This is a genomic window from uncultured Aquabacterium sp., from assembly GCF_913773725.1.
GTDB lineage: Bacteria > Pseudomonadota > Gammaproteobacteria > Burkholderiales > Burkholderiaceae_C > Aquabacterium.
Window position 1 is genome coordinate 23244 of sequence record NZ_CAJYGK010000058.1, and the last position, 17214, is coordinate 40457.

17 protein-coding genes and 2 pseudogenes are annotated in these 17214 nt (G+C 67.0%); 7 read left to right on the top strand and 12 right to left on the bottom strand.

Translation table 11 applies throughout. The features are described from left to right. The first annotated feature begins 22 nt into the window (after window positions 1–22). Entirely contained in the window at window positions 23–511 is a 489-nt protein-coding gene (locus tag QZ709_RS07010; protein ID WP_294636553.1) for a YajQ family cyclic di-GMP-binding protein, read from the top strand. 91 nt (window positions 512–602) lie between these two features. Beyond that, window positions 603–1175, top strand: coding sequence for a retropepsin-like aspartic protease (locus tag QZ709_RS07015; protein WP_294636632.1), 573 nt, complete (start codon window positions 603–605; stop codon window positions 1173–1175). A gap of 25 nt (window positions 1176–1200) precedes the next feature. On the opposite strand, the gene QZ709_RS07020 is transcribed toward QZ709_RS07015, so the two are convergent. From QZ709_RS07020 to QZ709_RS07030, 3 genes and pseudogenes are all read right to left on the bottom strand, one after another. Continuing rightward, window positions 1201–2535, bottom strand: coding sequence for a sigma-54 dependent transcriptional regulator (locus tag QZ709_RS07020; protein ID WP_294636633.1), 1335 nt, complete (start codon window positions 2533–2535; stop codon window positions 1201–1203). Between the two features lie 17 nt (window positions 2536–2552). Further along, window positions 2553–2678, bottom strand: a complete 126-nt coding sequence (locus tag QZ709_RS07025; protein ID WP_294636554.1) for a hypothetical protein — start codon at window positions 2676–2678, stop codon at window positions 2553–2555. 158 nt (window positions 2679–2836) lie between these two features. Beyond that, a pseudogene (locus tag QZ709_RS07030) lies at window positions 2837–2932 on the bottom strand (hypothetical protein); the annotation flags it as partial. Here QZ709_RS07030 and QZ709_RS07035 point away from each other — a divergent pair. After that, on the top strand, window positions 2897–3148 hold the full coding sequence (locus QZ709_RS07035) for a hypothetical protein (RefSeq protein ID WP_294636555.1): 252 nt from the start codon (window positions 2897–2899) through the stop codon (window positions 3146–3148). The pseudogene QZ709_RS07030 and the gene QZ709_RS07035 sit on opposite strands and share 36 nt — an antisense overlap. Before the next feature lie 753 nt (window positions 3149–3901). Here the strand turns inward: QZ709_RS07035 and QZ709_RS21295 are convergent. From QZ709_RS21295 to QZ709_RS07080, 9 genes and pseudogenes are all read right to left on the bottom strand, one after another. Then, window positions 3902–4591, bottom strand: a pseudogene (locus tag QZ709_RS21295) (cache domain-containing protein); the annotation flags it as partial. 9 nt (window positions 4592–4600) lie between these two features. Then, on the bottom strand, window positions 4601–5929 hold the full coding sequence (locus QZ709_RS07045; protein WP_294636558.1) for a Glu/Leu/Phe/Val dehydrogenase: 1329 nt from the start codon (window positions 5927–5929) through the stop codon (window positions 4601–4603). A 115-nt stretch (window positions 5930–6044) separates the two neighbouring features. Then, a complete protein-coding gene (locus tag QZ709_RS07050; protein ID WP_294636559.1) occupies window positions 6045–6773 on the bottom strand; it encodes an amino acid ABC transporter ATP-binding protein in 729 nt (242 codons plus the stop codon). 26 nt (window positions 6774–6799) lie between these two features. Further along, window positions 6800–7483: a glutamate/aspartate ABC transporter permease GltK gene (gene gltK, locus QZ709_RS07055; protein ID WP_294636560.1), complete on the bottom strand. Its 684-nt coding sequence runs from the start codon at window positions 7481–7483 to the stop codon at window positions 6800–6802. Window positions 7484–7496: 13 nt separating this feature from the next. Further along, on the bottom strand, window positions 7497–8234 hold the full coding sequence (locus QZ709_RS07060) for an amino acid ABC transporter permease (RefSeq protein WP_294636561.1): 738 nt from the start codon (window positions 8232–8234) through the stop codon (window positions 7497–7499). Between the two features lie 45 nt (window positions 8235–8279). Beyond that, window positions 8280–9206: a porin gene (locus QZ709_RS07065; RefSeq protein WP_366937153.1), complete on the bottom strand. Its 927-nt coding sequence runs from the start codon at window positions 9204–9206 to the stop codon at window positions 8280–8282. Then, on the bottom strand, window positions 9107–9319 hold the full coding sequence (locus QZ709_RS07070; protein ID WP_294636562.1) for a porin: 213 nt from the start codon (window positions 9317–9319) through the stop codon (window positions 9107–9109). Before QZ709_RS07070 ends, QZ709_RS07065 begins: the two co-directional genes overlap by 100 nt. A 1-nt stretch (window position 9320) precedes the next feature. Further along, window positions 9321–10406 (bottom strand): asparaginase, encoded by a 1086-nt coding sequence (locus QZ709_RS07075; protein WP_294636563.1) that lies wholly within the window; start codon window positions 10404–10406, stop codon window positions 9321–9323. A gap of 173 nt (window positions 10407–10579) precedes the next feature. After that, complete coding sequence (locus QZ709_RS07080; protein ID WP_294636564.1) at window positions 10580–11476, bottom strand: glutamate/aspartate ABC transporter substrate-binding protein; 897 nt, start codon at window positions 11474–11476, stop codon at window positions 10580–10582. A gap of 295 nt (window positions 11477–11771) precedes the next feature. Between QZ709_RS07080 and QZ709_RS07085 the strand changes: the two genes are divergently transcribed. The 4 genes from QZ709_RS07085 to lspA all read left to right on the top strand — a co-directional run bounded on the left by QZ709_RS07085 (window position 11772) and on the right by lspA (window position 17176). Then, window positions 11772–12527 carry a 16S rRNA pseudouridine(516) synthase gene (locus QZ709_RS07085; protein WP_294636565.1) on the top strand — a complete coding sequence of 252 codons (756 nt, stop codon included), beginning with the start codon at window positions 11772–11774 and terminating at the stop codon, window positions 12525–12527. Between the two features lie 33 nt (window positions 12528–12560). Then, a complete protein-coding gene (locus QZ709_RS07090; protein ID WP_294636566.1) occupies window positions 12561–13547 on the top strand; it encodes a bifunctional riboflavin kinase/FAD synthetase in 987 nt (328 codons plus the stop codon). Window positions 13548–13817: 270 nt separating this feature from the next. After that, the gene (ileS, locus tag QZ709_RS07095) at window positions 13818–16649 is read left to right on the top strand and encodes an isoleucine--tRNA ligase (protein WP_294636635.1); all 2832 of its coding nucleotides are present in this window, start codon (window positions 13818–13820) and stop codon (window positions 16647–16649) included. Next, the gene (gene lspA / locus QZ709_RS07100) at window positions 16649–17176 is read left to right on the top strand and encodes a signal peptidase II (RefSeq protein ID WP_294636567.1); all 528 of its coding nucleotides are present in this window, start codon (window positions 16649–16651) and stop codon (window positions 17174–17176) included. Before ileS ends, lspA begins: the two co-directional genes overlap by 1 nt. Window positions 17177–17214: the final 38 nt, after the last annotated feature.

Sequence of the window (17214 nt, forward strand, 5' to 3'; positions counted from 1 at the left end):
CGCAGACAACGGAGAGATTCCCATGCCCAGTTTTGACACCAAGCTTGATCCCAACCTGGAAGCCGTCGCCAACGCGGTCGACACGAGCCAGAAGGAAATCGGCACCCGCTTCGACTTCAAGGGCACCAGCGCCGCCGTCGAGTTCAAGAAAAAGGAGAAGGAAGTCGTCATCTACGCCGACAGCGACTTCCAGGTCGACCAGGTGCGTGACGTGCTTTACAACAAGCTCACCAAGCAGAAGGTCGACATCCGCTTCCTCGAGGTCGGCAAGGTCGAGAAGATCGGTGGCGACAAGGTCAAGCAGGTGGTGACGGTCAAGGCCGGCATCGAGTCCGAGCTGGCCAAGAAGATCGTCAAGGTCCTCAAAGACAGCAAGATGAAGGTCAATGCCAGCATCCAGGGCGATGAAGTCCGGGTGCAGGGCAACAAGCGTGACGACCTGCAGGCGGCCATGGCCCTGATCCGCAAGGAGCTGGACTACCCGTTCTCGTTCGACAACTTCCGGGACTGACCGGGTGCGCACACCATGCACCCGGGGCGTGGCGTTGGCCGCGCTGCTGCTGTGCGGGCTGGCTGGACCGGCTCGGGCACAGAGCGTCGCGATGACGGGCGGAATGGGCAGCAAGGCGCTGTTGGTCGTCAATGGCGGGGCGCCCAAGGCCCTGGCTGCGGGTGACGCCCACCAGGGCGTCAAGGTCCTCTCGGTGGGGCCGGACCGCACGGTGGTCGAGGTCGCGGGGCAGCGCCAGACGGTGATGCTGGGCGGTGCGCCCGTCAGCATCGGTGGGCGCGGCGGCAGCGCCGGCGGCACGCAGATCGTGCTGACGGCTGGTCCCGGCGGGCACTTCATCACGCTGGGCCAGATCAACGGGCGCTCCACGCAGTTCATGGTGGACACTGGCGCCACGTCGATTGCCATGAGCGCCGACGAAGCCCGGCGCCTGGGCCTGGCCTACGAGCAGGGCGCGCGCATCTACGCCAACACCGCCAACGGCATGGTCACCGGGCACCGCATCACCCTGACGGCCGTGCGCATTCAGGATGTCGAGGTGCACAACGTCGATGCCGCCGTGCTGCCTTTGCCCATGCCCCACATCCTCCTGGGCAACACCTTCCTGACCCGCTTCCAGATGAAGCGCGAGAACGAGACGATGACGCTGACGCGCCGGTTCTGAGCCGTAAGGCCTCTGCGGAAGGGGCTCAGAGCCCGTGGCGCTTGATCTTGTCGTGCAGCGTGGTCTTGGCCACCTTCAGCGCCTCGGCGCAGCGCGCGACGTTGCCGCCCTGGCGCTGCAATTCGGTGGCGATCAGATCGCGCTCGAAACGATCGACCGCCTCGGCCAGCGACAGGCCGCCGGTGTCGCCGGCGGGCATGCTCTGGCCTGCATCCAGCACGGCGTTGCGCACCCCGAGCACCAGGCAGTCTGCCGCGTTGCGGAGTTCGCGCACGTTGCCGGGCCAATCGTGCGCCATCAGCCGGGAAAGTTGGGCGGCGCTCAACTCGGGTTGGGCCCGATTGAAGCGCTGGGCCGCCAGCAGCGTGAAATGGGCCATCAGCATGGGGATGTCCTCGCGGCGCTCGCGCAACGGGGGCAACTGGATGGTGACCACATTGAGGCGGTAATACAGATCGGTCCGGAAGGTGCCCTGACGGCCGCGCTCCAGCAGGTCGTCCTTGGTGGCCGCCACGACCCGGCAGTCGACATCGATGGCGTGGTTGGAGCCCAGACGTTCGAGCTTGCGTTCCTGCAGCACCCGCAGCAGCTTGATCTGCATGCTCATCGGCATGGTCTCGAGCTCGTCCAGAAAGAGCGTGCCGCCGTGCGCGTGCTCGATCTTGCCGATGCGCCGCTTCTGCGCGCCGGTGAAAGCGCCGGCCTCGTGGCCGAACAGCTCGCTGTCGAGCAGGTTGTCCGGCATGCCGCCGCAGTTCAGGGCGACGTAGGGCGCTTCGCGGCGGTGCGAGTACTCGTGCAGCGCCTGGGCCACCAGCTCCTTGCCGGTGCCGGTTTCGCCGTGCACCAGCACGTCCACCGGCGAGTCCGCCACATCCAGAATCAGTTTGCGCACGGCCGCCATGGCCGGCGATTGCCCGATCAGCTTGCCCTCGATGCCGCTGCTGTGGGCCAGCTGCTGGCGCAGGGTCTGCACCTCGCGCGTGAGCAGCCGCTTCTCGAACGCCCGCCGCACCACGTCCACCAGGTGCTCCGACGGGAAGGGTTTGGTGATGAAGTCGTATGCGCCGCTGCGCATGGCTTCCACGGCCAGGTCGATGTCGCCATGGCCGGTGATCATGACCACCGGCAGCTGGGCGTCGTGCTGGTGGCAGAAGCGCACCAGCGACAGGCCGTCTGCCTTGGGCAGCCGCATGTCGGTGACCACCACGCCGACCGTGCCGGAGGTGATGCGCGGCAACGCTTCTTCGGCCGACCCCACGCCCTCGACGGCGAAGTTGGCCAGTTGCATGGCCTGGACGCAGCCCAGCCGCACGTGCGGGTCGTCTTCGACGATCAGCACGGAAAGAGGGGGCTCGATCGCAGTCTCGGGAAGGCTCATGATGGGGGCAACGGGTCGGTGGGGCCGGTGGCGGGTTCGGCGGGGAGCAGCGAGGGCAGGCCGGCCACCCAGGCCGTGGGCAGGCTCGGCGTGCCGCCTTCGGTCTGTTCAGGCAGAGACACGATGAACCGGGCACCGCCTTCGGCCCGATTCTCCGCCAGCAGCTCGCCCCGGAAGGAGCGAATGATGTCACGGGAGATGTGCAGCCCCAGGCCGGGCCCACGCCGCGGGGCTTCGTCGTGAAGAAGGGCTCGAACAGCCGCGGCAGCAGGTCGGCCGGGATGCCGCCTCCGCTGTCGCTGACCACGAGGCGGACACGCTGGTCGTCGCCCCGCTCGGTGTGCAGCTCGACCCGCTTGACGTCGGTGTCGCGCACGGCATCCAGGGCATTGCCGATCAGGTTGACGACCACCTGCTCCAGCCGATTGGGATCGCACCACACCAGGGCCTGGCCTTCTTCGCACCGGTTGACCAGCTCCACCCCATCCTTCTTGATGCGCGCCATGAACAGCAGCAAGGCGTTGTTGACAGCCTGAGCCACGTCGGTGGCCACCGGTGTGGCCGGGGCCTTCCGGGCAAAGCCTTTCAGTGATTGGATGATGTCGCCCATCTGATCGGCCAGCCGGTTGATCAGCGAGAGGTTGCTGTCGACCGTGGGCAGGTCCCCGCGCTTGAGGAACTCGGCCGAGTTGCCGGACAGCGTGCGGATGGCGCCAATGGGTTGCGCCAGCTCGTGTGTGATGCCGGCCGACATCTGGCCCACCACTGCCAGCTTGGCCGCCTGCACCAGCTCGTCCTGGGCTTCACGCAGGTTCTGCTCGGTCTGGATGCGTTCGGCCACCTCGCGGCGCAGGCGCTCGTTGGTCTGGGCCAGGGCGCTGGTGCGCCGGGCCACCTTGGCTTCGAGCTGGGCATTGGCCCGCTCCAGCATGTGCCGTGCCGCCAGCTTGTGCCGCACGAGACGTTGGCGCTGCGCAATGGTCAGCCACAGCAGGCCCACGAAGCCGGCCGCGACAGCGGACAGCATGCTCACCGTGAAGGCCTGGCTGCGCACCGGGTCGACATCGGTGAACACCCACAGATGCCAGTGCATCTTGGGCAGCGACTTGGCCTGGGCGAGCACCGTGCGGCCATGCCCGGGGCCCAGGCTCTGGCCCCGTACCAGCACGCCGTCAGCGGCATCCGGGCTGCTGGCGCCCTGCAGCGACTCGCTGGCAGCAAATCGGCGTGGGCGGTTGTTGAGGTAGAGCTGCCGGATCTGGAAGTCCACCACCCGGTCCAGCCCCTGGTCGCCGATGCTCTGATAGAGCCACTCGGGGCGCGACGACAGGATGATGACCTCGTTGTCGTCTGTGATGAAGGCGGGCACGCCCAGCATCGACCAGGCCTCGGCCACGGGGGCCAGCGAGATCTTGATCACCGCCACACCGATCACACGTCCCTGATCCCGAATCGGGTTGGCCAGGTAATAGCCAGGCTGCTTGCTGGTGTGGCCGATGGCGAAGTGGCGCCCCACCTGCCCGGACAGCGCCTCGATGAAATAGGGGCGGAAGGACAGGTCTTCGCCGACAAAGCTCAGGGCCTCGCCGGCGTTGCTGGCCGCGACCACGAACCCCCGCTCGTTGATCACGTACACCGCCATGCTGCCCAGTTGCGCATTGAGCTTGCGCAGAAAGCTGTTGACGGCGTCGGCCGGCGCCGGACCGCTGCGTGGCTGCAGCAACGCCACCACGTCGCGATTGAGCTGGATGGTGGCTGGCACGTGTTCCAGCCGGTTGAGCATGCCTTCCAGCGCCGAGGCAAACAGGTCCAGTCGGTGGTTGGCGTTGGTGCGCACGCCGGCCAGCCCCTGGTTCCATGAGGCCTGGAAGCTGGCCACGCCCACGCCCAGGATGACGAGCACCGCAAGCGCGCCGATCATCAGCCGCCGCCCACGTGACAGGACCTCGTGCGGCGAAAAACGCTCCATCGCCGTCCTGCTGGACGGCGGTGACGGCGCGGGGTCTTCAGGCGAGGTGGCCGGGGCCAGGGACATGGGAAGGGATCAGGGATAGAGCCCGCGCAGCGCCCGGGCCTCGAGCACCCGCGAGCAGGCGGTGATGAAGGTCGCCGTGCGGAGGTTGACCTGCTTGTCCTGGGCGCTGCGCCATATGCTGTCGAAGGCTTCGGACAGCACGCGGTCCAGGCGCGCATGGATGTCCTGCTCCGTCCAGAAGAAGCTGGTCGCGTTCTGAACCCATTCGAAGTAGCTCACGGTCACCCCACCGGCGTTGGCCAGCACGTCGGGCAGCACGGTGCAGCCCTGATCATGAAGGATATCCTCGGCCTCGGGTGTTGTGGGGCCGTTGGCCCCTTCGACGATGAGCCGGGCCCGGATCCGTGTGGCGTTGTCACGGGTGATCTGGCCTTCGAGCGCCGCGGGCACCATCACGTCGCAATCCACGGCCCAGAACTGGTCGGAGGGGATGAGTTCGGCGTGAGGGAAGTCCGTCCATGCACCGCCGTCCACCGTGAGGTGACGGAGTAGCGCGTGCGGGTCGATGCCGGCTCCGTTGAACAGCGTGCCGTGGATGTCCTGGATCGCGACGATGCGGGCGCCTTCATCATGGAACACGCGTGCGGACGCATTGCCCACATTGCCGAAGCCCTGGATGGCCACCCGCGCGTCCTTCATCTCACGTTGCAGGCGTTTCATGGCTTCACGCGCCACGACGAAGCAGCCGCGCCCCGTGGCATCGCGCCGGCCCAGGCTGCCGCCCATGCTGATGGGCTTGCCGGTGACGACGCCGGTGTGGGTGGTCCCGTGGTTGATGGCAAAGGTGTCCATCATCCAGGCCATCACCTGGTCGTTGGTACCGACATCGGGCGCGGGGATGTCCCGATCAGGGCCGATCAGGTCGCCCAGTTCGCTGGTGTAGCGCCGGGTCAGCCGCTCCAGCTCGCTGCGGCTCAGTTGGGCCGGGTCCACCCGCACGCCGCCTTTGGCGCCGCCATAGGGCAGGTTGACGGCGGCGTTCTTGATGGTCATCCAGCCCGCGAGCGCCATCACTTCCGACAGGTTCACCGCGTGGTGGAAGCGCACGCCGCCCTTGCCCGGGCCACGCGACAGGTTGTGGTGCACCCGAAAGCCCTCGAAGTGCTCGATGCGGCCGTCGTCCATGCGCACCGGCACGTCCACCACCAGCGTGCGCTTGGGACGCCGCAGCGTGTCGGTCCAGCGCGCCAGGTCGCCCAGGTGGGGCTCGACGCGGTCGAGTTGCTCCAGAAACATGGCCCAGGGGCCGGGTTCCGCGCCGTTCAGGTAGGACGGCAGGCGGGTGCTGCGGCTGGCAGGGGTGGCGCCAGCGTGGAGAGCGGTGTCAGGGTGTTTCATCGCGGGTTCCTCAGCGTGGTTGGGGGGATCTGGAAAGATGCACAGGCATGGCTCCGCCCCCCCACCGGCGCCGAGGCCGGTTGCTGAGAGCAGCGTCCGGGCCCGGCGATCGCGGTCAGTGGTGCAGGATGCGCGCGAGGAACTGCTGCGCGCGTTCCGACTGCGGCCGGTCGAAGAAGTCCGCCTTGCTGCGGTCTTCGACGATGCGCCCTGCATCCATGAAGATCACGCGGTCGGCCACGCGGCGGGCAAAGCCCATCTCGTGGGTCACGCACATCATGGTCATGCCTTCCTGGGCCAGTTCGGTCATCACGTCCAGCACCTCGCCCACCATCTCGGGGTCGAGTGCGGAAGTGGGCTCGTCGAACAGCATCACCACCGGGTCCATGCACAGCGCGCGCGCAATCGCCACGCGCTGCTGCTGGCCGCCCGACAGCTGGCCGGGTCGCTTGTGCGCATGCGCCTTCAGGCCGACGCGATCGAGCAGGGCCAAGCCCTTGGTGTTGGCCTCGTCCTTGGCCCGGCCCAGCACATGGATCTGCGCCAGGGTCAGGTTCTCGGTGATGGTCAGGTGCGGGAACAGCTCGAAGTGCTGGAACACCATGCCGACGCGGCTGCGCAGCTTCGACAGATTGGTCTTCGGATCATTGACCTGCGTGCCATCGACGAAGATGCGGCCGCCCTGAATGGGCTCCAGGCCGTTGACGGTCTTGATCAGCGTCGACTTGCCCGAGCCGGACGGCCCGCACACCACCACCACCTCGCCCTTGTCGATCGTGGTGGAGCAATCGGTCAGGACCTGGAACGCACCGTAGTGCTTCGAGACGTTTTCAATGCGGATCATGAGAGGCTCCTGATGCGGTGAGCGGGTCAGTGCTGGACACGGGGTTTCTGCAGCACCTGCACCAGACGGGACAGGGCAAAGCACAGGACGAAGTACACGGCGCCGGCGAACAGCAGCAGCTCGACCAGACGGCCATCGCGGTCACCCACCTTGTAGGCGGCACCGAAGAAATCGGCCAGGGCAGACACGTAAACGAGCGAGGTGTCCTGAAACAGCACGATGGCCTGGGTCAGCAGCAGCGGCACCATGTTGCGCAGGGCCTGCGGCAGCACGACGAGCCGCATCGCCTGAAAGTGGCTCAGCCCCAGTGCCGTGGCGGCCGCGAGCTGGCCCTTGGGCACGGACTGGATGCCCGCGCGGATGATCTCGGCGTAGTACGCCGATTCGAACAGGGCGAAGCCGACCAGGGCCGACGCCATGCGCACGTCCGTGCCCGGTTGCAGGTTGAAGAAGGTGGTCAGCAGCTGCGGGATCACCAGGAAGAACCACAGCAGCACCATCACGAGCGGCACGGCGCGGAACAGGTTGACGTAGCCCGCCGCAAACCAGCGCAGCGGGGCCACCGAAGACAGCCGCATGACGGCCAGCAGGGTGCCCCACACCATGCCGACCACCAGCGCGGTCAGGGTGATCTCCAGCGAGACCAGCATGCCCTCCGCCAGGAAGGGCAGCGAGTTGGGAATGGAGCTCCAGTCGAATTCGTAAGCCATGGCGTTCTCCTGTTCAGCTGCCCATGTAGCCCGGCACCTTCACCTTGCGCTCGAGCAGGTGCATCAGGGCCATCACGAGCACATTGATCAGCAGGTACATCAGCGTCACGGCGATGAAGGACTCGTAAGGCTGGGCGGTGTAGTCGACCAGCTGGCGGCCTTGCGCGGCCAGCTCCAGCAGGCCGATGGTCGAGCACACGGCCGAGTTCTTGAAAATGTTGAGGAATTCCGAGGTCAGTGGCGGCACGACCAGGCGGAAGGCCATGGGCAGCAGCACGAAGCGATAGGCCTGCGGCAAGGACAGCCCCAAGGCCAGGGCAGCCCGGGTCTGCCCGATGGGCAGGCTCTGGATGCCGGCGCGAACCTGTTCGCACACGCGGGCACTGGTGAAGAGTCCCAGGCAGATCACGGCGGCGCCAAACTGCTGGGTTTCCGGGGCGAGTTGCTTGATCGCGTCGCCCCAGCGGGTGGGCAGCAGCTCCGGGATGATGAAATACCAGATGAACAGCTGCACCAGCAGCGGGATGTTGCGCAGCAACTCCACATAACCCGTGGCCAGCCGCTGCAATCCTTTGGATGGCACCGTGCGCAGCACCCCCATCAGGCAGCCGACGACGAGCGCAATGATCCACGCGCTCAACGAGACGGAGACGGTCATCTTCAGACCGGCCACCATCCAGTCCCCGTACGTGCCACCGTCACCGACGGCGGAGGGCTGTGTGAACACCGCCCAGTTCCATTGATAGCTCATCGTCGCTCCTGGTCAGAGGGTTGCTGCGCGCCGTTCAGGCGCGGATCAGAAGGCGTGGCGGACGCCGAGCATCAGCGCCTTCACGTCCTGGCCGCCCACGGTGTTGACCGGGCCGGCGCCGGTGGCCGAATCGGTGGTGTAGGTGGCTGCCGAGCTGTTGTTGATGCGCGATGCAATGGCGTACACGCGGGTGCGCTTGCTCAGATTGTGCAGGTAGCCCAGGCTGAACTGCGAGGCGCTGCCGCCGTCGACACCGCTGATGCGGCTGCCACCCAGGGCGGCGGCCACGGTGCCCTGTGCGCTCACCGGCACGTTGACACCGAACATGGCTTCGCGGCGGTCGTTGGCCTCCACCGTGCCCTGGTTGCGGACGATCTGGTACAGACCGTAGAGCTTCAGCGTGCCGAAGTCGTAGGCCGAACTCACCAGCGCGTACTTGGCGTCTTCGCCAGTGGTGGCGCTGCGCTTCTGCATCATCGTGGCCACGGCGGCGCTGAACGGGCCTGCGGCGTAGTTCACCGAGGCCGAGTACAGGTTGCCGAACGACTTCTGGCCGGCGGTGCTGCTCTCACCCAGCGAGGCCATGCCGTTGAAGGTGAAGCCACCCAGGGTCGGCGAAGCGTAGACCACGGCGTTGTTGGCGCGCGCGATGGCCGAAACGACGCCGCTGGCTGCCACGGAGCCGGTGCCGGTGCCGAATGCGTCATAGGTGTCCACGGTCACGAACTGCGGCGTGTATTGACGGCCGAGCGTCAGCGTGCCGAGCTCGTTGGACGACAGGCCGGCATAGGCCTGGCGACCGAAGGCCAGGCCGCCCTGACCCGAGGCACCGGTGTCCGCATTGATGCCCATCTCCAGCTGGAACAGGGCCTTCAGGCCACTGCCCAGGTCTTCGGTGCCCTTGAAGCCCAGGCGCGAGCCTGCGGGCCGCCCGACTGGATCTGGGTCTGGGTGCCGTCGCCCTTGCCGTATTGCAGGTACATGTCGAGCAGACCGTACACGGTCACCGACGACTGCGCCGAGGCAGCGAGTGGAGCGGCGGCTGCGGCGGCAGCCAGGGCGATGGTAGCGAGCTTGGTGTGCATATCAATACTCCATGAAGATGCGTTGGATGACCTTGGCGTCGTTCGTCTTGGTCAGGGCGAGGGAAGCGAGGATGCGGGCCTTCTGCGGGTTCAGGTCGTGGGCGACCACCCAGTCGTACTGGTCGTCGGGCTGTTCGGCATTGCGCAGCACGAAGCCACCGCCCATCACACGCGACGAGCGCACGATGTGCACGCCCTTGGCACGCAGCTCCCGCAGCGCGGGCACGACGTCTTTCGACACCGAGCCGTTGCCGGTGCCCGCGTGGATCAGGGCCTTGGCGCCGGTCGCGGCGAAGGCCTGGTAGGCTGTGGGCGATGCGTTGCCATAGCCGTAGGCGATCTCGACCTGCGGCAGGCTGTCGATCTGGTCGATGTCGAACTCCGAGTTCACCGTGTGGCGCTTGACCGGTGCGCGGAACCAGTAGGTCTGGCCTTCCACCACCATGCCGAGGTCACCCCAGGCGCTCTTGAAAGCGTCCGGACGCACGTTGACCGACTTGGCCACGTCGCGGCCCGAGTTGATCTCGTCGTTCATCGTCACCAGCACGCCCTTGCCGGCGGCGGTGGGCGAGGCCGCCGTGGCCACCGCGTTGTACAGGTTCAGTGCGCCATCGGCCGACAGGGCCGTGCCGGGCCGCATCGAGCCCACCACGACGATGGGCTTCGTGGTGTGCACCGTGAGGTTCAGGAAGAAGGCCGTTTCTTCGAGGGTGTCGGTGCCGTGGGTGATCACGATGCCGTCCACGTCCTTCTGCTTGCTCAGCGCAGACACGCGCTTGGCCAGTTGCAGCAGGTGAGCGTTGGTGAAACTCTCCGAGGCAATCTGGAAAACCTGTTCGCCGCGCACGTCGGCGGCGTTGCTCAGCTCGGGCACCGAAGCCAGCAGCTTGTCGACAGGCACCTTGGCGGCCTGGTAGGTGGCGCTGTTGGCGGCCGATGCGCCGGCGCCGGCGATGGTGCCGCCGGTGGCCAGGATCACAACCTGAGCCTTTTTGGTGGCCTGCGCCAGCGCGTGCTGCGCGGGCAGGAAACTCAGCGTGACTGCGCCGCCGAGGGCGAGCAGCCAGCGCGACAGGGATCGCTTCATGATGTCATCTCCATTGGGGTGTGGAACAGGGACGGACGGACAACGAGGTCGACAACTCAGCGGGGGCCGCCAGCCATGCAGCGGCCCGACCCATGCCCCTCACAGGGATGGGTGGTTCTTCTTCTGATCGGAAAGCGGGAAGCAGCCGGGCGCGTTGCCGGCTGCTGTCGGCGTCACTCGAACGGGCGGTCGTTCGGGGCCTTGAACAGCTCGATGACGTCCTCGGACATCGGCCAGTTCAGGTTCAGCCCCTTGGGCGGGATGGGCTGCTGGAACCACTTGTTGTACATCTTGGCCGCTTCACCCGAGGTCATGGCCTTGGTGATGGCGGTGTCCACGATCTTCTTGAATTCGGGATCGCCCTTGCGCATCATGCAGCCGTAGGCTTCTTCCGACATCGGCTTGCCGACCACGACCCACTCGTCCGGCTTCTTGGCCTTGGCCTTTTCGCCGTACAGCAGCGCGTCGTCCATCATGAAGGCGACGGCGCGGCCGGTTTCCAGCGTCAGGAAGGATTCGCCATGGTCCTTGGCGGAAATGATGCGCATCTCGGCCTTGTTGGCCTCGTTGTACTGGCGCAGCAGGCGCTCCGACGTCGTGCCGGCCGTCACCACCACGTTCTTGCCCTTCAGATCGGGGAAGTCCTTCACGCCAGAGTCCTTCTTGGTCATCAGGCGGGTGCCGACCACGAAGATGTTGGTCGAGAAGTCGACCTGCTTGGCGCGTTCCTTGTTGTTGGTGGTCGAGCCGCACTCCAGGTCCACCGTGCCATTGAGCACCAGCGGGATGCGGTTCTGCGACGTCACCGGCACCAGCTTGATCTGCAGGTTGGGCTTCTTCAGCTGGGCCTTGATGGCGTCCACGGCCTTGAGCATCAGCTCGTGCGAGTAGCCCACCACCTGCTGCTTGTCGTCGTAGTACGAGAACGGAATCGACGACTCGCGGTGACCCAGGCTGATCGTGCCGGTTTCGGCGATCTTCTGCAGCGTGGGGGAAGTCTGGGCACCGGCCTGCACGGCGGCGGTCAGACACAGGCCGAGCACCGCGGAGCGGAGGATCGTGTTCTTCATGAGAGGTCCTTTGATCGTCAGGGTCAACAGGAGGGAGGAACAGAAAGGACAGCCAGACCGATCCGGTTGTCGCTGGCGTGATTCATCGCACACCACGTGCCAGCTTTCCACCGCCAGGGCCTTGGATGCAACCCCTTGATTTCAAAAAGGTTTTCTAACCTGCCTGGATGGCGCGGTTCGGAATCCCGGACGGGCTTGCGGCGACCCGTACGTTTCATCGGACAAAAGCGGCCGCGGTGCGCCAGACGCCCCTGGCATCATGTGGGCCCGCTGTACGCCCTACGATACCCCTGCCATGTCCCGCCGCCTACGCCTTCCTGCCGGCCACAACACCCTGTCCCAGATCCTGTTCGATCAGGGTTTCGGCGCCCGTCGCGAGTGCGACGGACTGGTGCTCCACGGGCTGGTGACCGTGGGCGACCAGGTGGTGGACGACCCGGATGCTGTTTTCCCGGAGGACGGGCTGGCGCTGACCGTGGAAGGGCAGCCCTGGCTCACGCACGTGCGGGCCCTGGTGATGCTGCACAAGCCCGCGGGCTACGAATGCTCGCTCAAGCCCGGCGCCTGGCCGGGCGTGCACAACCTGTTGCCCGTGCCCCTGCGCCGACGCGGCCTGCAGCCCGTGGGTCGGCTCGATCAGGACACCACTGGCCTGCTGCTCATGACCGACGACGGCCCGCTGCTGCACAAGCTGACCTCGCCCAAACACCACGTGCCCAAGGTGTACGAGGTGACGTGCAAGCACCCCGTGACCCAGGCCATGTGCGACAAGCTCCTCAAGGGCGTGGTGCTGGACGACGACCCGGCCCCGGTGGCGGCCCATGCCGCCGAGCGCGTGCTGCCCGAGGGCGCGGCCCCCGATGCCGACACCCTGCACCTGCGCCTGACCCTGTTGCAGGGCAAGTACCACCAGGTCAAACGCATGGTGGCCGCGGTGGGCAACCGCGTCGAAGGCCTGCACCGCAGCCAGATTGGGCGGCTCGCACTGCCGGACGACCTGGCGCCCGGCCAGTGGCGCTGGCTGGACGACGTCGCCCTCGTGCTGCCCTGACGCGCGCGCCCCGAGGCGGGATAATCTGCAGCCATGCAAGTCTTTCGCGGTTTCCACCATGCGGCCCTGGCGCCGGCCTGCGCGCTGACCATCGGCAACTTCGATGGCGTGCACCGTGGGCACCAGGCCATGCTCGCCCTGCTGCGCAGCGAGGCCCAGCACCGCGGCCTGCCCAGCACGGTGCTGACGTTCGAGCCTCATCCGCGCGACTACTTCGCCGCGATGGCCGGCAAGCCCGAGCTCGCGCCCGCGCGCATCGCCACGCTGCGCGACAAGCTCTCAGAACTCGAGCGCTGCGGCATTGACCAGGTGGTCATCCTCCCCTTCGACCAGAAGCTCGCGGCGCTGAGCCCCGAGGCCTTCATCGACCAGGTGCTGGTGCAGGGTCTGCGTGCCCGCTACGTGCTGGTGGGCGATGACTTCCGCTTCGGCGCGAAGCGGGCGGGCGACTACGCCCTGCTCGACGCCGCGGGCGAACAGCGGGGTTTCGACGTGGCCCGCATGATGAGCTACGAGGTCCACGGCCTGCGCGTGTCGTCGTCCGTGGTGCGCGAGTCGCTGCAGGCCGGTGACATGGCGCGGGTGGCGACCCTGCTGGGGCGGCCCTACGCGGTCAGCGGCCATGTCGTGCACGGGCAGAAGCTCGGCCGCAGCCTGGACTGCCGCACGCTCAACGTCCGGTTCGGCCACCAGCGACCGGCCACCAGCGGCATCTTTGTCGTCCGTACCCACGGGCTGGCGGCCGAGGCGCTGGAGGGGGTGGCCAGCCTGGGCGTGCGCCCCACGGTGGAGGACGCCGGGCGCGTGCTGCTCGAGGTCCACTGCTTCGATTGGCCCGCCGAACTGGGCGCCGAAGGGGGCTACGGTAAAATCGTTCGCGTGGAACTGCTGCACAAACTCCGAGACGAAGCCCGCTATGACGGGCTGGACGCGTTGCAGGCGGCCATCCACAAGGACATTGCCGACGCCAAGGCCTTCTTCCAGGCGCAGCGTCGCCAGACCACCCGCGACCGAATTTGACCCGGGCGCCCGTCCGCGCCTTGGCCCGCTCCCCCGGTGCCGTGCGGACATCCAGGTCTTGCCCGCCTGCCCACCCAGCCCTGCACCGGTCGCCTGCGGCCGGATGCCCCGAATCTGCCAGAACCTGAACCGGACGCCACCTGACGGTCGTGCCGGGTCAGGAAATGGCCCGAAGAGACTGCCATGAGCCAAGACAACCAAGCCAAGCCCGCCAACCCGAAGAAGGGCGGCGCCGAGGCCCCCGAGTCGAAGTACCGCGCCACGCTGAACATGCCCGACACCCCCTTCCCGATGCGGGGGGATCTGCCCAAGCGCGAGCCGGGTTGGGTGGCCGAGTGGGAGGCCAATGGCCTGTACGGCAAGCTGCGCGCCGCCCGCCAGGGTGCCCCGAAGTTCGTGCTGCACGACGGCCCGCCCTATGCCAACGGCAACATCCACATCGGGCACGCCGTCAACAAGGTGCTCAAGGACATGATCGTCAAGGCCCGCCAGCTGGCCGGCTATGACGCCATCTACGTGCCCGGCTGGGACTGCCACGGCCTGCCGATCGAGAACCAGATCGAGAAGACCTTCGGTCGCAACCTCAGCCGCGACGACGTGCAGGCCAAGGCCCGCGTCTACGCCGGCGAGCAGATCGACGGTCAGCGCACCGACTTCAAGCGCCTGGGCGTGCTGGGCGACTGGGCGCACCCGTATCTCACGATGAACTTCGGCAACGAAGCCAACGAGATCCGCGCCCTCAAGAAGATCATGGAGCGCGGCTATGTGTACCGTGGCCTGAAGCCCGTGTACTGGTGCTTCGACTGCGGCTCGTCGCTGGCCGAGTTCGAGATCGAGTACGCCGACAAGAAGTCGCAGACGCTGGATGTGGCCTTCCTGAGCGCCGAGCCTGAGAAGCTCGCCGCCGCCTTCGGCCTGCCCGCGCTGAACAAGGACGCCTTTGCCGTGATCTGGACCACCACCGCGTGGACCCTGCCGGCCAACCAGGCGCTCAACATGCATCCCGAGCTGAGCTACGCCCTGGTCGACACGCCCAAGGGCCTGCTGGTGCTGGCCGAGTCGCTGGCCGAAAAGGCCTGCGAGCGCTACGGCTTCGCGGCCGAAGAATGCAAGGTGCTGGCCACCACGGTGGGCGAGAAGCTCGCTGGCCTGACTTTCAAGCACCCGCTGGCCCATGTGCACGAGGGCTACAACCGCGTCAGCCCCGTCTACCTGGCCGACTACGTCAGCGCTGAAGACGGCACGGGCATCGTGCACTCGTCGCCTGCTTATGGCGTGGACGACTTCAACAGCTGCGTGGCCCACGGCCTGAAGTTCGACGACATCCTGAACCCCGTGCAGGGGAATGGCGTGTACGAAGCCGAACTGCCGCTGTTCGGCGGCCAGCACATCTGGAAGGCCGCGCCCGTGGTGCTCGAGACCCTGCGCGAGCATGGCCGTGTGCTGGCCTCGAAGGAGATCGTTCACAGCTACCCGCACTGCTGGCGCCACAAGACGCCGGTGATCTACCGCGCCGCGGCCCAGTGGTTCGTGCGCATGGACGAAGGCGAAGGCGTGTTCACGACGAACAAGGCCGACAAGACGCTGCGCCAGACCGCGCTCGACGCGATCGACCAGACCACCTTCTACCCCGAGAACGGCCGCGCCCGCCTGCGCGACATGATCGCCAACCGCCCCGACTGGTGCATCAGCCGCCAGCGCAACTGGGGTGTGCCGCTGCCCTTCTTCCTGCACAAGGTGACGGGCGAGCTGCACCCCGACACGCTGGCGCTGATGGAGCGCGCCGCGCAGCTGGTGGAGCAGGGCGGTGTCGAGGCCTGGGCCAAGCTGGACCCGGCCGAGTGGCTGGGCGCTGAAGCCGCCGAATACAGCAAGTCCACCGACATCCTGGACGTGTGGTTCGACTCGGGCACCACCTTCTTCCACGTGCTCAACGCGCAGAACGGCAGCCACCCCAACGCCGGCCACCACGAAGGCCCCGAGGCCGACCTGTACCTGGAAGGCCATGACCAGCACCGCGGCTGGTTCCACAGCTCGCTGCTGGCCGCATGCGCCATCTACGGCCGCGCCCCGTACAAGGGCCTGCTGACCCACGGCTTCACCGTCGACGGCCAGGGCCGCAAGATGTCGAAGTCGGTCGGCAACGTCGTGGCGCCGCAAGAGGTCTCCAACAAGATGGGTGCCGAGATCATCCGCCTGTGGACGGCCTCGACCGACTACTCGGGCGACCTGGGCATCGACGACAAGATCCTGGCCCGCGTGGTCGACGGCTACCGCCGCATCCGTAACACGCTGCGCTTCCTGCTGGCCAACACCTCCGACTTCGACCCGAAGACGGACGCTGTGCCGCTGAACGAACTGCTCGAGATCGACCGCTACGCGCTGGCCCGTGCCTCGCAGCTGCAGGAAGACATCCTCGCGCACTACGAGCGCTACGAGTTCCACCCCGTGGTCGCCAAACTGCAGGTCTACTGCTCGGAAGACCTGGGCGCGTTCTACCTCGACGTCCTCAAGGACCGCCTGTACACCAGCGCGGCCAAGAGCCACGCCCGCCGCGCCGCGCAGACCGCGCTGTGGCACATCACGCACGGCATGCTGCGCTGGATGGCGCCGTTCCTGAGCTTCACGGCCGAAGAGGCCTGGAAGGTGTTCGACGGTGGCGAGACCATCTTCACCGAAACCTACTGGGACTTCCACGAGGCCGACAAGGACACCGAGCTGCTGGCCAAGTGGGCCCGCATCCGCGCCTTCCGGGAAGAGGTGAACCGCCGCATCGAAGACGTGCGCACCCGCGGTGAGGTTGGCGCCTCGCTGCAGGCCAACCTGTTCGTCACCATCGGCACGCAGGACGAGCAGGGCGCCCGCCTGCTGGCCGACCTGCGCAGCCTGGGCGACGACCTGAAGTTCGTGCTCATCGTCTCCAGCGTCGAGTTGGCCGAAGGCCACAGCACGCAGATCGAGGTGAACCCGTCCAAGGCCGTGAAGTGCGAGCGCTGCTGGCACTACCGCGACGACGTGGGCGCCAACCCCGAGCACCCCACGATCTGCGGTCGCTGCGACACCAACCTGCACGGAGCGGGTGAAGCCCGCGCGCACGCCTGATGGCCGCGCGCAAGTCCGCCCCGAAGGCGGCCTCCCGCCAGGGCCTGCTGCCCTGGCTGGGCATCGCCTTCATCGTCATCCTGCTCGACCAGTTCACCAAGGTGCTCATCGTCGGCTGGCTGCAGCACGGTGAAAGCCGCGAGGTCTGGTCCTTCTTCAACATCGTCCGCGCCCACAACACCGGCGCGGCGTTTTCCTTCCTGGCCAACGCCGGGGGGTGGCAGCGCTGGTTCTTCGTCGGCCTGGGCGCGGTGGCCACCGGCTTCATCGTTTACATGCTCAAGCAGCATGGCGGGCAGCGTCTGTTTTCGTGGGCGCTCACGCTGATCCTGGGGGGGGCGCTGGGCAACGTCATCGACCGTCTCGTGCATGGCTATGTCGTTGATTTCCTGGATTTCCACTGGCGCTTCCTCGCCCCGATGTTCCCGGGCGGGCATTTCCCCGCCTTCAACATCGCGGACTGCGCCATCACGGCGGGGGCTGCGCTGCTGATCCTGGACGAAGTGCGGCGCGTTCGTCGCAGCTGAAGCCGCCGTTGGCGGCGGTGCTCCGCATTTCTACCGAT